A 17,668-nucleotide genomic window follows, 5' to 3' on the forward strand; every position below is an offset into this window, starting at 1 on the left:
GTCGAGGCCCTCGAGTACCGCGTGACCGTCCCCGTTCTACTGGTCCGCGGCGACCGCGAGTCCCTCGTCGAGCCCGGCGAGGAGATGGGTACCGACCTGGGCGTCCTCGAGGTTCCCGAGGACGTCGAACCCGGCACGTCCCTCGAGACCCACCTGGGCGAGGAATTTCGGGTCCGGCGGCTCCGGGGTCCCGACCTCTTCCATCACTTCGAGCGCACGGGCGCCCCGATGGTCCCCCGGGATATCGGTCTGGTGATCGGCGAGACCGGGATCTCGCGGGGCGATCGCGTCCTCGACGCCGGAACCGGTACGGGCGTGCTCACGGCGCTTTTGGCCCGCGCGGGCGCGTCGGTCGTCACGTACGAGCGCGACCCCGAGTTCGCCGAGGTCGCCAAGAAGAACATGCGACTGGGCGGGGTCGCCGAGGACGTCGACGTTCGCACCGGCGATCTGGTCGAATCGGTCGACGAGCTCGAGCCGTCGTCGTTCGACGTCGTCACCCTCGATACGGGCGACGCCCCGGACGTGGTCGAGCACGTTCCGGAACTGCTCGTCGAGGGCGGGTTCCTGGCGGTCTACAGCCCGTTCGTCGAGTCGACCCGCGAGGTCGTCGCGGCCGCCCGCGAGGCTGATCTCTCGGAGATTCGCACTCGGGAGACGATCCAGCGGGAGATGCAGTTCGACGACCGCGGCTCGCGACCGTCGACGGCTCCGGTCGGCCACACGGGATACCTGACGCTCGCTCGAAACGAGTGATGCGGTCCGCTGTACGTGATTTCCGGAGCCGCTGCGGGACGGTCCCGGTCGCTCCGATAAACAGTTACAGCAGACCGTCCGAACTACCAAACGATATTGGAACCGGGCTTTTGTTTTCGGAGCGGTAGGTTCGGAGTGCAGTGCAGGTCGGTTGCCCCGACGGGGCGACCGCAGGTGTCAGAGGTTCGGTCGCCGTTCGACCCCCACCCTCACCCCCTTCGTTCGACGTTCCCGACTCGCAGCGCTAGTTGTCGTCCTCGCGCCACTTGTACTCGCAGTCGGTGCAGATGAAAAACCGCGTCTCGGACTCGTCGGCCGAGCGGATCTGTTGCATGTACCAGTAGGCCCGATCGTTGCCACACTCGGGGCAGTTCGCGTCGGTCTCGGGCAGCGACGTCTCCTCGGAGGACTCGATGACCTCGCTGGCCTCCTGATCCTCGGTCACCGTGTACTCCGCCGCGTCGCCTTTCGGTTTCGTAAAGCCGCAGCTCCCACACTCCCAGGTGCCGTCCTCGGCTTTCATCATCGAACCGCATTCGTCGCAGAATTCCATCGTTGTCCGGCATACGTCGACGGAGCGACTTAAGCGACCCGTTTGGGTGTTAGCCCTCGCCTTCCGACTGGTAGGGCTCGCCGACGGCCTCCCGGGGCAAGACGTTGTGCAGTTCGGTCTCGAGGTCCTCGACCGACTCGAATCGCTCGTCGTTCGCCCGCTCGATCAGCTCGCCCAGGTCGCGCTCGCCGTCGGCGAGCAACAGCGTGACGCCCGCGAGCGCGCTCGCGGCCGCGTCGGCGTCGATCGGGTACGAGAGCTCCTCGAGGGCGTCGTCGATCCGGCTGAGTTTGACCGCGTCCATGTGAGCGGAGACGACGGCCAGGGGCTTGTAGAATCGCGGCGATCACACGGACGGTCCGGACGGCAGGAACTTCGATTCGAAACGGTAATCGGGATGGACCGCACACCTCGAGTCGATGCGGCGTCTCGTTCGATGGATTCTCGCGCAGTTCGCCGTCGACAGGCGGGTGCTCGCGCTGGCGTTCGCACGGATGGCCGACGGGATCGGGAACTCGTTTCTGATCATCGTGATTCCGCTGTACATCGCCGACGACGTCGTCGGCGGACCGACGTTCGGGCTCGGCGAGTCGATGATCATCGGGGTCATCCTTTCGCTGTTCGGCTTTCTCAACAGTTCCTTCCAGCCGTTGACGGGACGGCTCTCGGATCGAACGCGGCGCCGGAAGACCTTCATCCTGGTTGGACTGGGCGGCCTCGCGCTGACGAACCTCGCGTACGTCTTCGCCGACACGTACGTCTCCCTGCTCGCGATTCGGGGGCTCCAGGGGGTCAGCGTCGCCTTCATCATCCCCGCGTCGGTCGCGCTGGTCAACGAACTCGCGACGACGGGCGACCGGGGCGGGAACATGGGCGTCTACAACACGTTCCGGCTGGTCGGGTTCGGCGCCGGTCCCGTCGCCGCCGGTGCGGTCGTCAGCGCCGGACCCTACCCGCTTCCCGGCGGGCTGGTGATCAGCGGGTTCGACGCCGCCTTCTCCGTCGCCGCGATCACGGCCGCGCTGAGCTACCTGCTGGTGACGGTGCTGATCACGGATCCCGACTCGACGGGTGCGACTGCGGGCGCCGACCTCTCGATCGACGTCCTCGATCCGTCGGGGAAGAACCTGCTCGACCCCATCTTCACGCTGGGGGTCGTCTCGCTGTTCATGGCGGCGGTGATCGCCCTGTTCTCGACGATCCAGCCCCAGATCAACGCCCACCTCGAGCAGGGATCGACCTGGTTCGGGCTCCAGTTCTCGGCGTTCATCATCGCCCAGATCCTGCTGCAGACCCCCATCGGACGGGCCTGTGACCGATACGGGCGACGGCCGTTCATCCTGACCGGGATGGTGATCCTGATCCCGGCGACGATGGCCCAGGGGCTGGTCGCGAGTTCGGTGGCGATGTTTCTGGCCCGCCTCGCGCAGGGGGTCGCCGGCGCGATGGTGTTCGCTCCGGCGCTCGCCCTGGCGGGGGATCTCGCCGGGGAGGGCGAGTCCGGCTCGAAGCTCTCGGTGCTGACGATGGCCTTCGGCTTCGGGATCGCGATCGGCCCGCTCTCTTCTGGGGCGCTGATCGGGTTCGGGATCTGGGCGCCGTTCGCCTTCGGTACCGTCCTGGCGGCGCTCGGCGCCGTTCTGGTCTACACCCAGGTCGAGGAGACCCTCGAGACGGCCGCGCCCGTCTCGATACTCGGGGACTGAGCGGGCCGCGCCCCGCCGGAGCGGGACACAACGCAAAAGTATCGGATCCGCGTACCTCCGGGCGATGACGCTCTCGGACGAGGCCAGGGAACGGCTGGCGGACGTGGTGGAACTACAGCCGACGAAGAACGCGGAGCTACAGGAACGGTGGGGGCTGGAAAGCGGCAGCGAGGTTCACGGCTACCTCGAGGACGAGTTGGGCGACTACTACTTCCGGGACGACAACAGCCTGATCCGGGCGACCGCCGAGGCGGCCGACCTCGTCGACGTCGAGCCGGGCGTCGAGAGCGATCCCGACGACGGCACGCCCTCCAGGATCCGGGTGCCCGAGCTTCAGGCGCTGATCGTCGACGTGCTCGCCGGCCCCGACGAGGAGTCAGAGAGCGTCGTCTCGGTGTTACACAAGCTCCGGAACGCCCACGACGTCGACCCTGACTCCGAGGACGTCCGCTCGGGACTCCAGAGCCTGCGCCGGAAGGGCGTCGTCGAGATCGAGTACCGCACCGTCCCGACGTTCCGGCTGGCCGTCGACCGCGACGAGCTCGAGGTCTCGACGACGGACTGACCGCCGCGTCTCGGTCCGCAGTTCGGCTACAGTCCGGGGCGACGGCGTCGTCGTCGATCCTCGAGCAGCCGTCGACAGCGTGTTCCCGGCCCGCCCTCGATAGGCCACCCCTTCGTCCGCCAGCGCGGCGGTTCGGGTTCGAACTCCGGGCAGGCGCCCGAACACTCCGCGGCCGTCTGGCAGCGTCCCTTGGCCCCGCAGTAGGGACGCAGCTGAGCTCCGTCGGTTCCCCGCAGCGCGAAGTGTCGACAGTCGGGGCGCATCGTGTCGACGAACGAGCGCCACCCCCGCTCGTAGGCCCGTTCGGCGATCGCCAGGCGCTTCTCGACTTTCGTCTCCGGGGGAACGTACTCGAACCGAGCGGCCGACCCGTTCCGTCGACCACCCTCGGGCCGCTCGAGGATCCGGGTTCCCGGCTCATCGACCGAAAGCGAGCGGGGATACCACGCGACGTCGGCCGACGGCGACTCGGGCTCGAGCGCGAGCACGCCGGCCTCGACGGGCAGGTCCTCGAACAGCACGGGTTCGACCCGTTCTCCCGTCGCCCGGGTGGCGACCCAGACCTCGTCGGCGAGCCCGAGCGCGACGTCGTACTCGAGCTGGGCCGCCAGGTTCCGGGCCGCGCTGGCGTCGAGGTCGGGCTTGTTCTCGATCGCGACGATCCGGTCGACCCACTCCGGATAGTCCCACTTCCGGCGGATCTCGATGCGGTTGCCCGACTTGCGGGTCTCGAGGATCCCCCGGTTGTCGGCCTCGTGGATCGCCTCGCGGACGTACCGCCAGGGGTAGCCCGGATCCGGGAGCGCGTCGCGGTAGTAGCGCCAGTCGGCGGGCGCGTTCCGGACGACGTGCAAGAGGTCGCTATCGAGTCGCTTCGGGCCGAAGTTCGCGCGCCGCTCGAGGGCCTCGCGGTCGCACTCGAGGACGATCGTGTCCCAGCGCCGGCGCTTCGTGCCGAGCTGGCGGGCGACGAGGACGGCCCGGTCGTCGTCGACGTCCTCGGCCGGCGGCCAGGCCCGCTCGGCCCACCGGCAGGCCCGCAGCTCGAAGGCGAACTCGCTGTCGGTCGCTCGCGTCACTGGCGTCGGTAGGGCGATCGGAGACAAGTGTACTGCGGTCCGCCGACGGCTCCGAGAACGCCTCGCTCGTATTCGAGCGGTCGGCGGTCACCGTAGATCGCCGCGATCGACGGAGCCCGGGCTTGCCGACCGCTGTTCCGTCGCGGCCCGGGTCGCCGGGGGGCCTACTCCTCGTCTTCCTCCAGAATCTGGTTCAAGTACACGTGGGCCTCCTCTAAGATCTCGCGTGGCCCGTCCTGAGTGACGGTGTTTATCGCCTGCTCGTAGTCGCGCCACTGGAGGTCGCGGTGCTCGTTCGAGAGCTCCGCGCTGGCCTCGAACGACTTCGCGATAAAGAGGTGGACGGTCTTGTGGATCGTCTTCCCGTTGGCCTCGAAGACGTAGTCGTAGTCCTCGCGAAAGCCGTCGAGTAGTCTGAACTGGTCGATACCTGCCTCTTCCTTTACTTCGCGGATCGCCGTCTGCTGTAGCTCTTCATCTCCTTCGACACCGCCCTTCGGAAACTCCCAGTCGCCCGGGCGGCTCTTGAGTAGAAGATACTCGCGCCGGCCCCGCGTATCGCGGAAGAGGATCGCGCCTGCGCTCGTAGCTTCGACTGCCATTACCTCGAGTAACGTGCCCGACGTTAAGAGAATATCGGACCGTGCGTCCGCCGGCACCGGATCTCAGCAGGTTTTTACGCGCCGGCCGTTCAGGGTCGTACAGCATGACCTTCGTCACCCGGCTCACGCTTCAAAGCGGCGATCGAGCCGCCCTCGACGGCATCGTCGACGACATCAAATCCACCGCCGAGCGCAAGGGTGCGGCGCTGAAGGGACCCCACTCTCATCCCCCGGAAAAGCTGACCGTCCCCCAGCACGCTCGCCTGCACGGCGACGACGAGCGCCGGTTCGCGTCCTGGGAGTACACGGTCTTCACGCGGGAACTCGAGATCCACGGTCACGACGACCTCGCGCGAAACATCGCCGAACAGAACTTCCCGAACTCGGTCCACATCGAGGCCGAGGTCGAGCAGATCCACGGTGCCGGGCGAGGAAACTGAGACGGCCGTCTCGAAGAACCCGCCACTGCTTTGAGGTCGCCCGACGAAGACGGCGCCATGTCCACCGATCCGGACCTCGTTTCGCTGCGCCGCGACCTCCACCGCAAACCCGAGCCCGCCTGGCGGGAGTTTTACACCACCGCGAGGATCGTCGAGGAACTCCGGTCCCGTCTCGACCTCGAGGAACTCCACGTCGGCCCCGACGCCCTCGCGGGCGAGCACCGAATGGGCGTCCCCGACGAGACCGAACTCGAGACCTGGTTCGAGCGGGCCCGCGACCACGGCGCCGACGAGGACGTCCTCGAGGCCCTCGAGGGCGGGTACACGGGCGCCGTCGCCGTCCTCGAGCGCGGCGAGGGGCCGACGGTCGGACTCCGGGTCGACATCGACGGCCTCCCTCAGCCCGAGTCCGAGGACCCGGACCACGCTCCATCCGCGGGGGGGTTTCGCTCCGAACACGACGGGGCGATGCACGCCTGCGGCCACGACGCCCACGCGACGATCGGAATCGGGGTCCTCGAGGCGGTCGCGGACAGCGACTTTTCGGGCACGCTGAAGGTCTTCTTCCAGCCCGCCGAGGAGGTCGTCGGCGGCGGGAAGTCGATGGCGAAAAGCGACCACCTCGCCGACGTCGACTACCTGCTCGCGCTCCACGTCGGGCTGGACCACCCCACGGGCGAGATCGTCGCCGGGATCGACGGCTTCCTCGCAGTGCGCCACCTCGAGGCCACGTTCACCGGTGAGCCCGCCCACGCCGGGGGCCACCCGGAGCAGGGCCGCAACGCCGTCCAGGCGATGGCGACGGCGGTCCAGAACTGCTACGGCATCCCGCGCCACAGCGACGGCGCCACCCGGATCAACGCGGGCGTCGTCGAGGGCGGCAGTGCGGCCAACGTTATCCCCGAGGAGGCCCGCATCGTCGCCGAGGTGCGCGGCGAGACGACCGAACTGATGGAGTACATGTACGGGAAGGCCGAGCGCGTGATGCGATCCGCGGCCGAGATGCACGACTGCGAGGTCGCCCTCGAGATCGGCGCCGACGCACCCAGCGCGACGAGTGACCAGGAACTCGCCGATGTCGTCGCCGACGTCGCGGGCGGCGTCGCCGGGGTCGAGAACGTCCTCGAACGCGACCAGCTCGGGGGCAGCGAGGACGCGACGTTCCTGATGCGGGAAGTCCAACAGAACGGCGGGCTGGCGTGTTACGTCGGCGTCGGCACCGACCATCCGGGCGGCCACCACACCTCGACGTTCGACGTCGACGAGGACAGCATCGGCCAGGGGGTCGAGACGATCGCGGGCGCGATCGAACGGATCGCTACCGAGCGCCCCTGACGTCCTCCCGCGGCTGACGTCGTGGGCGTTCTCCTCGAGTCGCTGTAATCGACGGTAACGGAAGAAAGGGGACAGTGGCTGTCGGCGTCGATCGTCGCGGCAGCGGGCGTCTCAGTACTCTTCGTCGGAGCCGTTGTCGTGATCGTCGGATTCGTTGCCGTGATCGTCGCCACCGTCCTCTCCGCTCCCGTCGCCGGTGGCATCCGCGACGACCTCGAGGTCGAACGCCTCGTCGGCCGGCGCGCAGTTGGGCTCGAGGTAGCCGACCGCGAAGGCGCTGTAGACGCCGCCGGCCTCGGGCGCGACGTCGAACTCGGCGACGACGTCGCCGTCGTTGCAGTCGGTGGCGGGGCGGACCTCGAGGGTGTACTCGCCCGCGGGAACCTCGAGGGCGCCGGCCTCCCCGAAGGCGACGTTCTCGAACAGCACCGTCTCGCCGCCGTCAGCGGTGACGTCGACCGCCGGGGCGTCGGGCGAGGCGTGGACGAGCCGTACGCGAGCGTTCTCGCCCGGATCGCTCGGGTCGTCCTCGAGGACGGCCGGTGCGAACGCCTGGTTCTCCCCGGAGAGCTCGCCCAGCGCGGCGATCGTAAAGGCCCCTTCGGCGAGCTCCAACTCCTCGTCGAAGACGACGGTGTCGGGGTCCTCCGCCGCCGAGATGGCGACGTTTGCAGTGCCGACCGGGAGTTCGAGGTAGTCGCTGACCGCGCGGAAGGGAACGTCCTCGAGGACGGTTTCGCCCTCGACCGCGACGTCGACGTTCGGCGCGTCCGGCGAGAGGTGGGCCGCACGGACGCGGGCCGTCGCCTCCGCACCGTCGTCCTCGTGATCCTCGTCGGATTCGTTGCCGTGATCCTCGCCGCCGTGTTCGTCGCTCGCTGCTCCGAAGCTGCCGGCGACCAGACCGGCGCCCGCGGTTCCGACCAGCGCTAGTGTGCGTCGACGGGTATGTCCTTGCGACATGGATACTCGTTACAGGGGACAGGAATAGTCGGCTTTCCCTAACAGAGTAGGAATCGGTGTTCGCCAATTCGGGCCGACGCCCGACCGAGAGCGCGCCTCGAGCACCGCGAGAGACTGCAGAGTAAAAGGTTGGTGTTAGTACTTCGGATCGGCGCCCGTCGTCTCGTAGACCGCCTCCATCAGGTCGTCGCGTCGGTCCTGCCAGCTGTCGAGCGCGCCCGGGTGCGAGGGGTAGTGACCGTAGTGCTCGAGCAGGTCGTCCGCACACTGCTTCGTCTTGTAGAGGTTCCAGATCGTCCCCCAGTGGTCGCGGCTCTTGAGCAGCGCCTCGAGCTTGAGCTTCGTTCCGATGTCCGTGCTGCCGGAGTACAGCGCCTCGGCGAGCTTGTCGCCGGGCATCGCCGCGAGTAGCCCCATCAGGTCGTCGACGTCGACGGCCGTCGAGAGGATGTTGTAGACGTCCAGGGCGGCGTAGCGGGCGCCGAAGTGGTCCATCACGCGCTGGTTGTACTCCCAGAGCGCTCGCTCGCCGACATCGCCGCTCTCGATCGCCTCGACGGCGGCCTCGGCGGCGTACTTGCCGGCGTAGGCCGCGCCCGCGATTCCGCCGCCCGTCGTCGGGTTGACGTGCCCCGCGGCGTCGCCGACGGCCACGTAGCCCGGGTGGACCGCCGAGTCGTAGGGCCGACGCGTCGGGAGCGCGGCGCCGAGCTTGTCGTCGACCTGCGCGCCCTCGAACTCCGGGCGGCTCCGGAGGTCGCGCTTCAGACTCTCGACGAGTTTCATCGGCTCCTCGGTCATCTGGAAGCCCAGGCCGACGTTGATCTCGGTCTCGGTGCGCGGGAAGTACCAGAGGTAGCCCGCGGCCCGATCGGTCGGCTTGAAGACGAGGGCGTCGGACCACTCGACGGGGTCGTCGACGGTGACGACCTCGCGGTAGCCCGAACAGAAGTGGGTGTAGTTCACGTTCGTGTCGAACGTCGACCCCGAGAAGTCGACGTGGTCCTGCAACACCGACAGCGAGCCCGCGGCGTCGACGACGATTTCGGCCTCGTACTCGAGGGGCTCGCCCTTCCGGGTCGCCCGCACGCCCGTCACCCGACCGTCCTCGGCCTGGGTGACGTCCTGAACGACGGTGTCGTAGTGGATCTCCGCGCCCGCGTTCGCGGCGCCCTCGATGACGAGTTTGCCGTACTCCCAGCGGTCGACGACGGCCAGCTCCCCGGGGATCGGAATCTCGAGGACGGTGTCCTCCTGGGGGATCTCGAAGCGGCCGTGGTCGACGTCGGTGTTCGTGAAGGCGGGCTCGAGCTGGGATTTGGGAATCGCGTCGGGGAAATCGGCCGCGCCCTTCAGGGCGTCCCCGCAGGCGATGTGGCCCGCCTCCTCCTCGGACTTGCGCTCGAGGAGGACGACGTCGTACCCCTCGCTTGCGGCGGTCGCTGCGGCGTAGCTGCCCGCGGTTCCGGCGCCGACGACGACCACGTCCGCCGATCGGGTGCCCGGCGTCGCGGCGTCGGCCGACTGCTCCTGCGTGCTCATATAGGACAGTGTGAACTCCGCGGTAAGAAAACGTTTTATGTGCACGTCCTCGCGCGCTCGGATCGCGGCCCGCGGGCACGGCCCCCGCGTCGGTCGATTTCGTCGGCTCGAGGGCGACGAATCGTAATAAAGAGTTTTAGTGCGGTCTTCCGTACCGTTCGGTATGACTGAGTACACGGTCGAGTTCGTCGGCACGGGGGAGTCGATCACCTGTACCGACAAGGAGACGATTCTCAGCCGCTGTCTCGAGGAGGGGATCGCCCAGGAGTACTCCTGCCGCGTGGGAATGTGTCTGGCCTGTACCGCCGAGATCCTCGAGGGCGAGGTCACCCAGCCCGCGGCTCGCGGGTTCACCGAGGAGGAAGCCGAGAACTACGCGCTGACCTGCATGGCCCGCCCCCAGTCGGATCTGAAACTCGAGCGCGGGAAGTACCCGCCGAGCATCGAGGCCGACCTCGCGGGCGGGGAGCCGGCCACGGCCGACGACTGACGGCGCCGTCGATTCTGCGAAGAAGCGTCCCGCGAGTCGCGTCCGCCGATCAGTTGACGAAGTCGATGTCGTCCTCGCCGCGAGCGCCGCCCCGACCCCGCGCCCCGGAGCCGCGTTCCGGCTGGGTCGACTCGCCGTCGCCGTTGCCGTAGATCTGGGGCGATTCGACGCCCGTGACGACGATCATCGTCCGCATGCTGCCCTCGAGGGTCTCGTCGATCGAGGTCCCCCAGATGATGCGGGCGTCGGGGTCGATCCGGTCGTAGATCTCCTCGACGACGCCCTCGGCCTCCTCGATGGACATGTCGTTGCCACCCGTGACGTTGACCAGCGCCGAACTCGCCCCGGAGATGTCGACGTCCAAAAGCGGCGAGCGCAGCGCGGTCTTGACCGAGTCCTCGGCCTTGGCCTCGGAGTCGGACTCGCCCAGACCGATCATCGCGACGCCGCCGCGTTCCATGACGGTGCGGACGTCGGCGAAGTCGAGGTTGACGAGACCGGGCTTGGTGATGAGTTCGGTGATACCCTTCACCGAGCGCATCAGCACCTCGTCGCTGACCTTGAACGCCTGGCGAACCGGCAGCTTGCCGACCGAATCGAGCAGGCGATCGTTGGGGACGACGATCACCGTATCGCTCACGTCGCGCAGGCGCTCGAGGCCGGCCTCGGCGTTCGTGCGGCGGACCTCTCCCTCCGCGGTAAAGGGCGTGGTGACGATCGAGATCGTGAGCGCCCCGGACTCTCGAGCCGCCTTCGCGACGACGGGCGCCGAACCGGTACCGGTGCCCCCGCCCAGCCCCGCGGTGACGAAGACCATGTCCGACCCCTCGATCGCCCCGGAGATGTCCTCCTGGCTCTCGAGGGCGGCCTCCTCGCCGACCTGCGGGAGCGAGCCGGCGCCGCGACCGCCCGTCTTGTCCTCGCCCATCAGGATCTTGGTGTCGGCCTCGATCTCCACGAGGTGCTGGACGTCGGTGTTCGCGGCGACGAGTTTGGCCCCGTGGATCCCCTCCTCGTGCATCCGGTTGACAGTGTTCCCGCCGGCGCCGCCACAGCCGACGACCGTGATGTCGGTCTGGAGATCCTGCAGAACGTCCTCGAGTTCGTCGTCCGTCATCGTCCCGCTGTTGTCGGCCCCGTTCGCGCCCGACTGGCCCGACCGCGACGCGTCGGCGGGGACGTCCCCCTCCGCGGTCTCGGCCTCGTCGATCGCGTCTTCGATGAGAGAGTCCATTCCTGGGAGCCAGTAGTAGATGGAGCATAATTACCTTTCCCCTACACGTCAGCCGCCCGGAGGCGGGATAACGCGGGGTTACGTGTCGGAACTCGAGAATCGACCGATCGCGGGGCGGGGCGGAACAGTCGGCGATTTCCCTCCGGGATCGAACCGGTCAGAACTCGAACCGGCGGTTCCGCTCACGGTGGACGGCGTCGGGGTCGATCCGTTCGCCGTCGACCGTGACCGCCTCCCCGTCCGCGAGCGCGCCGAACGCCGGCCCCTCCGGAACCCCGAGGGTCCGGGCGAGGTCGGGATCGAACGCCACCTCCTCGACGACGACGGCGTCGTCCTCGAGGGCGACGCGCTCGAACTTCGCCTCGAGGACGTCGGCGACGGCCGCGACGAGCTCCCGTTTCGCCCCGGAGTCGGGGAGGGCGATCCGACTGCCGACGCGGCTGCCGGCGTTTTCGGTCTCGAAGGCGACGGCGTGGCGTTCGACCAGCTCCCGGACCCGGTCGGGGTCGATCCCCTGGGCGGTCTCGAGCAACTCGCTCGGGAGTTCGCGGACGACGAAGGAGTCCTCGCGGCGGTCGCCGAAGCGAACGCCGTCCTCGATGCGGCCCAGTTCGTCCTCGACGGCGTCGACGAGTTCGAGCGGTCGGTCGCCGACCGCCCGCAGCCAGGTCTCGCCGACGATCCGGCGGTCGAGGTCGTCGAGGACGTCCTCGAGGACGGGCCACTCGCCGTCGAGGACGGCGAGGTCGGCCCGGCTTGCCTCGAAGGCCCGTTCGATCACCTCGCGGTGGGTCTCGGGGTGGCCCATCGACTCGAGGGCCCAGTCGGCCGCGGCGTGGCCGACCGTCCACTCGGTCTCCTCGACGATCCGCTGGAAGCGGGGCGCGTAGTGGTTACCCCCGAAGCCGACGACCTGCCGATCGCGGTGGGCGTCGACCCCGCGGAGCTCGAGGATCGCTCGCGCGACGGCCGCGGCGCCGTCGGGATCGGTCCACTGGGGTTCGTCGCTGCCCAGCTCCGCAAAGAGCGAGGGACAGCCGACGTCGCTGGGGCCGTGGTGGGTACACTCCATCCCGACGTCGTACCTCTCGGGCGCGTGGGTCTCGAAGGCCTCGAGCAGTCGCGCGAGGGCGTTCGGACAGGCCTCGGCGAGGGAGTCGTCCTCGCCGCCGAACTCCGCGGCGCCGAAACTTCCCGTGAAGTGGCCCGTCAGCAGGGCGCCCGTATCGCCCGAGTGCCGGGAGGCGAAAACCAGCAGCTCGGGGTCACAGTCGAAGGCCTCGGCGGGGCGTTCGAGCTCGAGGTGGAGGTCGTCGAACGAGCGCAACTCGGCGTCCTCGAGGCGGTAGTACGTGCCGCCGCCGTCGCCCGCGGGGCGGGCGTCGTCCTCGCGTTCGGTCCAGTCGGCGAGCTCCCGGAGCCGCTCGCAGACGTGGACGGAGGCGCTGTCGGCGCGGCTCTCGACGATTGCGATCACGACGAACGTTCGGGGGCGGCGCCTCGAATACTCTCCGTTTTCGTTCCGAAAAGGCGTCAGTCGGAGGCGACCGGCCGATCCGGGCCGGCCGTCGCGGACGGCAACAGGCCGACGTAGTCGTCGAGGTCCAGCGCGAACTCGCGGTCGCCCGTCGGCTCGATCCAGCTGAACTCGAACTGGGAGCCGTGCTCGTCCCCGCCGTCCCGGACCGTGTGTGTCCAGCTGTCCCGGGGCTCGTGGACGGTCGCGTGGAAGAAGTGACGGACGTAGTACTTCGGCGGGGACGGGCGTCGCACCCAGATGTCCGTCGTGAGGTGCTCGGCACCCTGCAGCGTCGCCAGACCGCTCTCCTCGCGTACCTCGCGGAACAGCCCCTCTCGAGGGGATTCGTCGCCCTCGAGAGTCCCCTTCGGGATCTGCAGACCCTCGTGTCCCGGGCCTTCGAAGACGAGTAACTCGCCCGTCTCCCGGGTGATGTACGCGCAGGCCTTCCCGACGTACGTGGTTTCCGGTTCGCTCATACGTTTCGTACAATGGGTATCCCGTAAAGTCCACTCCCAAATCCTTTGGGTTCTACGGGACGAGCAGGTAGACGAAACCGAGGTAGGCCGCAAGGAGGGTGGCGCCGTCGAGCCGGGAGAGGCGGCGTCCGTACCCCATCATTCCGATCAGGACGACGGTGAACCCCACCAGTACCGGGAGCTCGAACCGGATCGTGCTCGCGGCGACCTCGATCGGCGTGATCAGAGCGACGATCCCGAGCACCGCGAGGATGTTGTAGATGTTCGAGCCGACGACGTTGCCGACGGCGAACTCGGTCTGTCCGCGCAGGGCCCCGATCGCGGAGGCGGCCAGCTCCGGCAGTGAGGTGCCCAGCGCCAGCACCGTGAGCCCGACGAACAGCTCCGAGAAGCCGAAGGCGAGCAGGAGGTCGGTCCCGCCGGAGACGAGCCACCGCGAGCCGACCACCAGCGCGAGCAGTCCCCCGCCGACGAGCGCGAGGTCCCGAACCGAGACACCGCCGCTGGATTCGGGCGTCTCCTCGGCCGGCATCGGGTCGGCGTTGACGTAGTACAGCAAGTAGGCGGTGAAGCCGGCGAGCACCAGCAGGAAGATCGCCCCCTCGAGCCGGCCGATCCGCCCGTTCGCGCCGAAGGCGACGAGCAACAGCGCCGCGATCACCATGAACGGAACGTGGCGTTTCATCACGATCTCGCCGACCGACAGCGGCTTGATGAGCGCGGAGACGCCCAGCACCAGCCCCACGTTGGCGATGTTCGAGCCGACGACGGCACCCAGTCCGATGTCGGTCGAGACGTCGAGGGCGCCGATCGTGGCGACGAACAGCTCGGGGGCGGTCGTCGCGAACGCGATCACGGTGACGCCGACGGTCGCGGCGCGGAGGCCGATCCCGAGCGCGAGGCGGCCGGCCCCGGCGACCAGCAACTCGGCGCCGGCGTACAGCGCGACGATCCCGGCGCCCAACAGGAGCAGCGAGAATCCGGTTTCCGACAGCATGGCGACCGCTACTCGAGAACGCCGTATAAGCGACCCGGAACCCGCTCGGCGGAAACGCTGCCGGAGTCACACCCGTTATAGGCCCCCTCGCTCGAGTCGACGTATGACCATGGACGTGTTCGGACTGATCGGCAACCCGGTCGGCCACTCGCTGTCGCCGCCGATGCACGAGGCGGCCTACGACGAACTCGGACTCGACGCGCGCTACGTCACCTTCGAGCCCGCTCCCGACGACCTCGAGTCGGCGATCCGGGGCGCCGAGGCGCTCGGCGTTCGCGGGCTGAACGTGACGATCCCGTTCAAGCGGGACGTCCTCGAGTTCGTCGAGCCCGACGAGCTGGCGGGTCGGATCGGCGCGGCGAACACGATCGACTTCTCGGGCGCGGAGCCGACCGGCCACAACACCGACGCCGCCGGGGCCCTGCGGGCGCTGCGGGATCACGGCGTCGCCCTCGAGGGCGCCGACGCCCTCGTGGTGGGCGCCGGCGGCGCCGGGCGGGCGATCTCGTTCGGGCTCGCCGACGCCGGGGCCGCGGTGACGATCGCCAACCGGACCGCCTCGACGGCCCGCGAGCTCGCCGCCGAGGTCCCCGGCGCCGACGGACGCGGCCTCGAGGACCTCGCCGAGGCCGTCACGGACGCTGACGTTCTGGTCAACGCGACGAGCGTCGGGATGGAGGAGGACGCGACGCCGGTGCCGGCCGAGGCCCTCCACGGCGAGCTGGCCGTGCTCGACGCGGTGTACCGCCCCCTCGAGACGCGCCTGCTGCGGGACGCGGCCGCCGCCGGGGCGACGACCGTCGACGGCGCCTGGATGCTGCTGTACCAGGGCGTCGAGGCGTTCGAACTGTGGACGGATCGAACCGCCCCCGTTGACGAGATGAACGAGGCGCTTCGCTCGCGGCTGTAGGCCTCGAGCGTCGAACCTGTCGTTCAGCTCGGGTATCAGGCGAATTTAAGTGGTGGGAGTCGACTATATCCAGCTAATGGCAATCCTCCAAAAGCTGAAGTCGCTGTTGGGGTTCGACGACTCCGACTCGGAGCGCGGGGACGCCCGGGACGTCGGGGTAACGGTCGAACGAGAGCGCGGGGCCGGCCCCGGCGAGGAGTCGGCGGCCGCCGAAACCGCGGCCTCGGCCTCGCCGGGGGCGAGAACCGCCGTCAACAACGCCCCCCAGGGCGCCGCCGAGCCGGCCGAGGCGACGGGGCCCGACCAGTCCGACGCGGCGCCGACCGAGTCGAAGGTGCCCGACGAGGAGGACGTCCACGACGAGGAGTTCGTCGACGACGCCGAGCCGGAGGCCGGGGGCGTCGAACTCGAGGACCCGTCCGACTCGGTCGAGTCGGCCGACACGGACGATGCGGACGAGGACGGAACCGAGACCGAACCGGCGAGCGAGGCCAAGACGGTCGACGACTCCGCCCCCGACAGCGGGGACGCGCTCGAGGAGGCCGAGGACGCGACGGCGACCGACGGGGAGGAATCGTCGGCCGAAAGCGACGAGGCCGACGGCGAGCCGTCCGATACCCCCGACGAACCGGTCGACGTCATCAAGGGGATCGGTCCCGCCTACGCGGATCGGCTGGCCGACGCCGGCGTCGAAACCGTCGCCGAGCTCGCCGCGGCCGACGCCGCCGCCCTCGAGTCCGAGACCGACATCTCCGAGAAGCGCATCCAGGGCTGGATCGACCGCGCGAAGGTCCGCTAACCCGACCGAACCGTACACTGATTAGGCCGACGCCCCTCTTCGGGCGTATGAGCGATCCGCGCGTCGAGACGGCGGCCGAGGCCTTTCGCGCCGCCGCCCGCGACGGGCTCGAGGACGGCTCGACCGTCCGCGTGCCCGTGGTCGTCCGTCTCCCCGTTTCCGATCCCTTTCTCGCGTACCGCCGGGCCCGCGACGGCCCCGGCGGCGTCTACCTCGAGACCACCGGCGGCCAGCCCGGCTGGGGGTACTTCGGCACCGACCCCGTCGACGGGCTCACCGTCGGCCCTGACGCCGTCGGGCCGGCCGACGGCCAGTCGCCGACGCTCGCCGCCCTCGAGGGCGTCCTCGCGGGCGAAGCGCTCGCCCGTGGCGAGTGTTCGATCCCCTACCCCTGCGGCGCCGTCGGCTGGCTCTCATACGATATCGCCCGCGAACTCGAGGACCTCCCCGAATCGGCCGTCGACGACCGCGGGCTGCCCCGCCTCGAGGTCGGCGTCTACGATCGGCTGGCGGCCTGGGAGGAGCCGACCTCCGACGACGAACAGACCGAGCTCCGGATCGCGGCCTGTCCGCGCGTCGAGTCCGGCGAGGACCTCGAGGACGCCTACGAACGGGGCCGAGAGCGAGCCCTCGAGCTCGCCCGGGCATGTCTCGAGGGCGATCCCGCGGTCGGCGCCCCGCCCGCCGCGACCGACGAGGCGACCTTCGAGAGCGACTGCGGCCGCGAGGCCTTCGCCGACCGCGTGCGGCGGGTCAAGGAGTACGTCCGGGCCGGCGACACCTTCCAGGCGAACGTCTCCCAGCGGCTGGTCGCACCTGCAGCAGTTCATCCCGTCGCGGCCTACGACGCCTTGCGACGGGTGAATCCGGCGCCGTACTCGGCGCTGCTCGAGTTCCGCAGCGCCGACCTGGTGAGCGCGAGCCCCGAACTGCTGCTCGAGCGAGACGGAAAGTTCGTCCGAACGGAGCCCATCGCGGGAACCCGTCCGCGCGGGGAGACGCCCGAGGCCGACGCCGAACTCGAGGCTGACCTGCTGGGCGACGAGAAGGAACGCGCCGAGCACGCGATGCTGGTCGACTTAGAGCGCAACGACCTCGGGAAGGTGAGCGAGTACGGCAGCGTCGCCGTCGAGGAGTACCGCCGCGTCGATCGCTACTCGGAAGTGATGCACCTGGTCTCGAACGTCACCGGGCGGCTCCGTTCGGACCTGACCCTCGCGGACGCGATCGCCGCCGCGTTTCCCGGGGGGACGATCACGGGCGCGCCCAAACCCCGGACGATGGAGATCATCGACGAGCTCGAGGCGACCCGACGCGGTCCCTACACCGGCAGCGTCGGGATCTTCGGCTTCGACGGGCGGGCGACGCTTTCCATCGTCATCCGAACGCTCGTCCGCCACGCCGAGGAGTACCACCTCCGGGTCGGCGCGGGGATCGTCCACGACTCGGATCCCGACGGCGAGTACGACGAGACCCTCGACAAGGGGCGGGCCCTGATCACCGCCATCGACGACGCGCTCGGGGAACGGGCCGGAATGGGCCTCGAGGGCACCGGAGGTGAGGACGATGAGTGACGAGCACGGCAGCCGCTCGCTCGCATCCGCGAGCGAGCGGCCCAACGACCGACCGGAGGGAGGGAGGCAGGGTTTTCATCAACGTTTTGCCAGCGAACGAGCGTCAGCGAGTGAGCGCAGCAAAA

19 protein-coding genes are annotated in these 17,668 nt (G+C 69.2%); 9 read left to right on the forward strand and 10 right to left on the reverse strand.

All coding sequences use genetic code 11. From position 1 onward, the window contains the following. The first annotated feature begins 21 nt into the window (after positions 1 to 21). Positions 22 to 756 carry a methyltransferase domain-containing protein gene (locus tag GWG54_RS13530; protein WP_167938331.1) on the forward strand — a complete coding sequence of 245 codons (735 nt, stop codon included), beginning with the start codon at positions 22 to 24 and terminating at the stop codon, positions 754 to 756. Positions 757 to 1,000: 244 nt separating this feature from the next. Here GWG54_RS13530 and GWG54_RS13535 read toward each other — a convergent pair whose 3' ends face one another. Next, on the reverse strand, positions 1,001 to 1,309 hold the full coding sequence (locus GWG54_RS13535) for a transcription factor S (protein ID WP_008426978.1): 309 nt from the start codon (positions 1,307 to 1,309) through the stop codon (positions 1,001 to 1,003). A 49-nt stretch (positions 1,310 to 1,358) separates the two neighbouring features. After that, positions 1,359 to 1,613: a hypothetical protein gene (locus GWG54_RS13540; RefSeq protein ID WP_167938277.1), complete on the reverse strand. Its 255-nt coding sequence runs from the start codon at positions 1,611 to 1,613 to the stop codon at positions 1,359 to 1,361. A gap of 115 nt (positions 1,614 to 1,728) precedes the next feature. Here GWG54_RS13540 and GWG54_RS13545 point away from each other — a divergent pair, with 115 nt between their 5' ends. Together GWG54_RS13545 and GWG54_RS13550 are read left to right on the forward strand one after the other, a co-directional pair. After that, the gene (locus GWG54_RS13545; RefSeq protein ID WP_167938278.1) at positions 1,729 to 3,015 is read left to right on the forward strand and encodes an MFS transporter; all 1,287 of its coding nucleotides are present in this window, start codon (positions 1,729 to 1,731) and stop codon (positions 3,013 to 3,015) included. Between the two features lie 64 nt (positions 3,016 to 3,079). Further along, entirely contained in the window at positions 3,080 to 3,580 is a 501-nt protein-coding gene (locus GWG54_RS13550) for a DUF5797 family protein (protein ID WP_167938279.1), read from the forward strand. A 26-nt stretch (positions 3,581 to 3,606) separates the two neighbouring features. Here the strand turns inward: GWG54_RS13550 and GWG54_RS13555 are convergent, their stop codons facing one another. Continuing rightward, complete coding sequence (locus tag GWG54_RS13555; protein WP_167938280.1) at positions 3,607 to 4,659, reverse strand: DUF5787 family protein; 1,053 nt, start codon at positions 4,657 to 4,659, stop codon at positions 3,607 to 3,609. 164 nt (positions 4,660 to 4,823) lie between these two features. Further along, positions 4,824 to 5,261, reverse strand: coding sequence for a bis(5'-nucleosyl)-tetraphosphatase (locus GWG54_RS13560; protein WP_167938281.1), 438 nt, complete (start codon positions 5,259 to 5,261; stop codon positions 4,824 to 4,826). Positions 5,262 to 5,365: 104 nt separating this feature from the next. Between GWG54_RS13560 and GWG54_RS13565 the strand changes: the two genes are divergently transcribed. Both GWG54_RS13565 and GWG54_RS13570 read left to right on the forward strand, forming a co-directional pair. Continuing rightward, positions 5,366 to 5,701, forward strand: a complete 336-nt coding sequence (locus GWG54_RS13565; protein WP_167938282.1) for an uS10/mL48 family ribosomal protein — start codon at positions 5,366 to 5,368, stop codon at positions 5,699 to 5,701. Between the two features lie 57 nt (positions 5,702 to 5,758). Then, positions 5,759 to 7,036 (forward strand): amidohydrolase, encoded by a 1,278-nt coding sequence (locus tag GWG54_RS13570; RefSeq protein WP_167938283.1) that lies wholly within the window; start codon positions 5,759 to 5,761, stop codon positions 7,034 to 7,036. A 111-nt stretch (positions 7,037 to 7,147) separates the two neighbouring features. Here the strand turns inward: GWG54_RS13570 and GWG54_RS13575 are convergent, their stop codons facing one another. After that, on the reverse strand, positions 7,148 to 7,999 hold the full coding sequence (locus GWG54_RS13575; protein WP_167938284.1) for a DUF4397 domain-containing protein: 852 nt from the start codon (positions 7,997 to 7,999) through the stop codon (positions 7,148 to 7,150). Positions 8,000 to 8,134: 135 nt separating this feature from the next. Next, positions 8,135 to 9,541, reverse strand: a complete 1,407-nt coding sequence (locus tag GWG54_RS13580) for a geranylgeranyl reductase family protein (RefSeq protein WP_167938285.1) — start codon at positions 9,539 to 9,541, stop codon at positions 8,135 to 8,137. Between the two features lie 163 nt (positions 9,542 to 9,704). On the opposite strand from GWG54_RS13580, the gene GWG54_RS13585 reads away from it, so the two are divergent. Beyond that, positions 9,705 to 10,031 carry a 2Fe-2S iron-sulfur cluster-binding protein gene (locus tag GWG54_RS13585; protein ID WP_167938286.1) on the forward strand — a complete coding sequence of 109 codons (327 nt, stop codon included), beginning with the start codon at positions 9,705 to 9,707 and terminating at the stop codon, positions 10,029 to 10,031. Positions 10,032 to 10,080: 49 nt separating this feature from the next. Here the strand turns inward: GWG54_RS13585 and ftsZ are convergent, their stop codons facing one another. From ftsZ to GWG54_RS13605, 4 genes are all read right to left on the reverse strand, one after another. Continuing rightward, on the reverse strand, positions 10,081 to 11,265 hold the full coding sequence (gene ftsZ / locus GWG54_RS13590) for a cell division protein FtsZ (RefSeq protein WP_008426991.1): 1,185 nt from the start codon (positions 11,263 to 11,265) through the stop codon (positions 10,081 to 10,083). A gap of 157 nt (positions 11,266 to 11,422) precedes the next feature. After that, positions 11,423 to 12,742, reverse strand: a complete 1,320-nt coding sequence (locus GWG54_RS13595) for a D-aminoacyl-tRNA deacylase (RefSeq protein ID WP_167938287.1) — start codon at positions 12,740 to 12,742, stop codon at positions 11,423 to 11,425. Positions 12,743 to 12,798: 56 nt separating this feature from the next. After that, positions 12,799 to 13,263 (reverse strand): NUDIX domain-containing protein, encoded by a 465-nt coding sequence (locus tag GWG54_RS13600; RefSeq protein ID WP_167938288.1) that lies wholly within the window; start codon positions 13,261 to 13,263, stop codon positions 12,799 to 12,801. Between the two features lie 52 nt (positions 13,264 to 13,315). Then, the gene (locus GWG54_RS13605; RefSeq protein WP_167938289.1) at positions 13,316 to 14,260 is read right to left on the reverse strand and encodes a calcium/sodium antiporter; all 945 of its coding nucleotides are present in this window, start codon (positions 14,258 to 14,260) and stop codon (positions 13,316 to 13,318) included. A 109-nt stretch (positions 14,261 to 14,369) separates the two neighbouring features. Between GWG54_RS13605 and GWG54_RS13610 the strand changes: the two genes are divergently transcribed. The 3 genes from GWG54_RS13610 (at position 14,370) to pabB (ending at position 17,543) form a co-directional block, all read left to right on the forward strand. Continuing rightward, positions 14,370 to 15,170, forward strand: a complete 801-nt coding sequence (locus tag GWG54_RS13610; RefSeq protein WP_167938332.1) for a shikimate dehydrogenase — start codon at positions 14,370 to 14,372, stop codon at positions 15,168 to 15,170. Between the two features lie 76 nt (positions 15,171 to 15,246). Then, positions 15,247 to 15,969 carry a helix-hairpin-helix domain-containing protein gene (locus GWG54_RS13615; RefSeq protein ID WP_167938290.1) on the forward strand — a complete coding sequence of 241 codons (723 nt, stop codon included), beginning with the start codon at positions 15,247 to 15,249 and terminating at the stop codon, positions 15,967 to 15,969. A 47-nt stretch (positions 15,970 to 16,016) separates the two neighbouring features. Further along, positions 16,017 to 17,543: an aminodeoxychorismate synthase, component I gene (pabB, locus tag GWG54_RS13620; protein ID WP_167938291.1), complete on the forward strand. Its 1,527-nt coding sequence runs from the start codon at positions 16,017 to 16,019 to the stop codon at positions 17,541 to 17,543. The last annotated feature ends 125 nt before the right edge of the window (positions 17,544 to 17,668 follow it).

This window comes from Natronococcus sp. JC468 (genome assembly GCF_012163165.1).
In the GTDB taxonomy this organism is placed as follows: domain Archaea; phylum Halobacteriota; class Halobacteria; order Halobacteriales; family Natrialbaceae; genus Natronococcus; species Natronococcus jeotgali.

Coding starts and splice junctions, on each gene's coding strand:
- GWG54_RS13565 (WP_167938282.1), top strand. CDS start 5,366: ATGACCTTCGTCACCCGGCTCACGCTTCAAAGCGGCGATCGAGCCGCC.
- GWG54_RS13610 (WP_167938332.1), top strand. CDS start 14,370: ATGGACGTGTTCGGACTGATCGGCAACCCGGTCGGCCACTCGCTGTCG.
- GWG54_RS13540 (WP_167938277.1), bottom strand. CDS start 1,613: ATGGACGCGGTCAAACTCAGCCGGATCGACGACGCCCTCGAGGAGCTC.
- GWG54_RS13560 (WP_167938281.1), bottom strand. CDS start 5,261: ATGGCAGTCGAAGCTACGAGCGCAGGCGCGATCCTCTTCCGCGATACG.
- pabB (WP_167938291.1), top strand. CDS start 16,017: ATGAGCGATCCGCGCGTCGAGACGGCGGCCGAGGCCTTTCGCGCCGCC.
- GWG54_RS13605 (WP_167938289.1), bottom strand. CDS start 14,260: ATGCTGTCGGAAACCGGATTCTCGCTGCTCCTGTTGGGCGCCGGGATC.
- GWG54_RS13575 (WP_167938284.1), bottom strand. CDS start 7,999: ATGTCGCAAGGACATACCCGTCGACGCACACTAGCGCTGGTCGGAACC.
- GWG54_RS13580 (WP_167938285.1), bottom strand. CDS start 9,541: ATGAGCACGCAGGAGCAGTCGGCCGACGCCGCGACGCCGGGCACCCGA.
- GWG54_RS13615 (WP_167938290.1), top strand. CDS start 15,247: ATGGCAATCCTCCAAAAGCTGAAGTCGCTGTTGGGGTTCGACGACTCC.
- GWG54_RS13545 (WP_167938278.1), top strand. CDS start 1,729: ATGCGGCGTCTCGTTCGATGGATTCTCGCGCAGTTCGCCGTCGACAGG.
- GWG54_RS13535 (WP_008426978.1), bottom strand. CDS start 1,309: ATGGAATTCTGCGACGAATGCGGTTCGATGATGAAAGCCGAGGACGGC.
- GWG54_RS13570 (WP_167938283.1), top strand. CDS start 5,759: ATGTCCACCGATCCGGACCTCGTTTCGCTGCGCCGCGACCTCCACCGC.
- GWG54_RS13550 (WP_167938279.1), top strand. CDS start 3,080: ATGACGCTCTCGGACGAGGCCAGGGAACGGCTGGCGGACGTGGTGGAA.
- GWG54_RS13600 (WP_167938288.1), bottom strand. CDS start 13,263: ATGAGCGAACCGGAAACCACGTACGTCGGGAAGGCCTGCGCGTACATC.
- GWG54_RS13585 (WP_167938286.1), top strand. CDS start 9,705: ATGACTGAGTACACGGTCGAGTTCGTCGGCACGGGGGAGTCGATCACC.
- ftsZ (WP_008426991.1), bottom strand. CDS start 11,265: ATGGACTCTCTCATCGAAGACGCGATCGACGAGGCCGAGACCGCGGAG.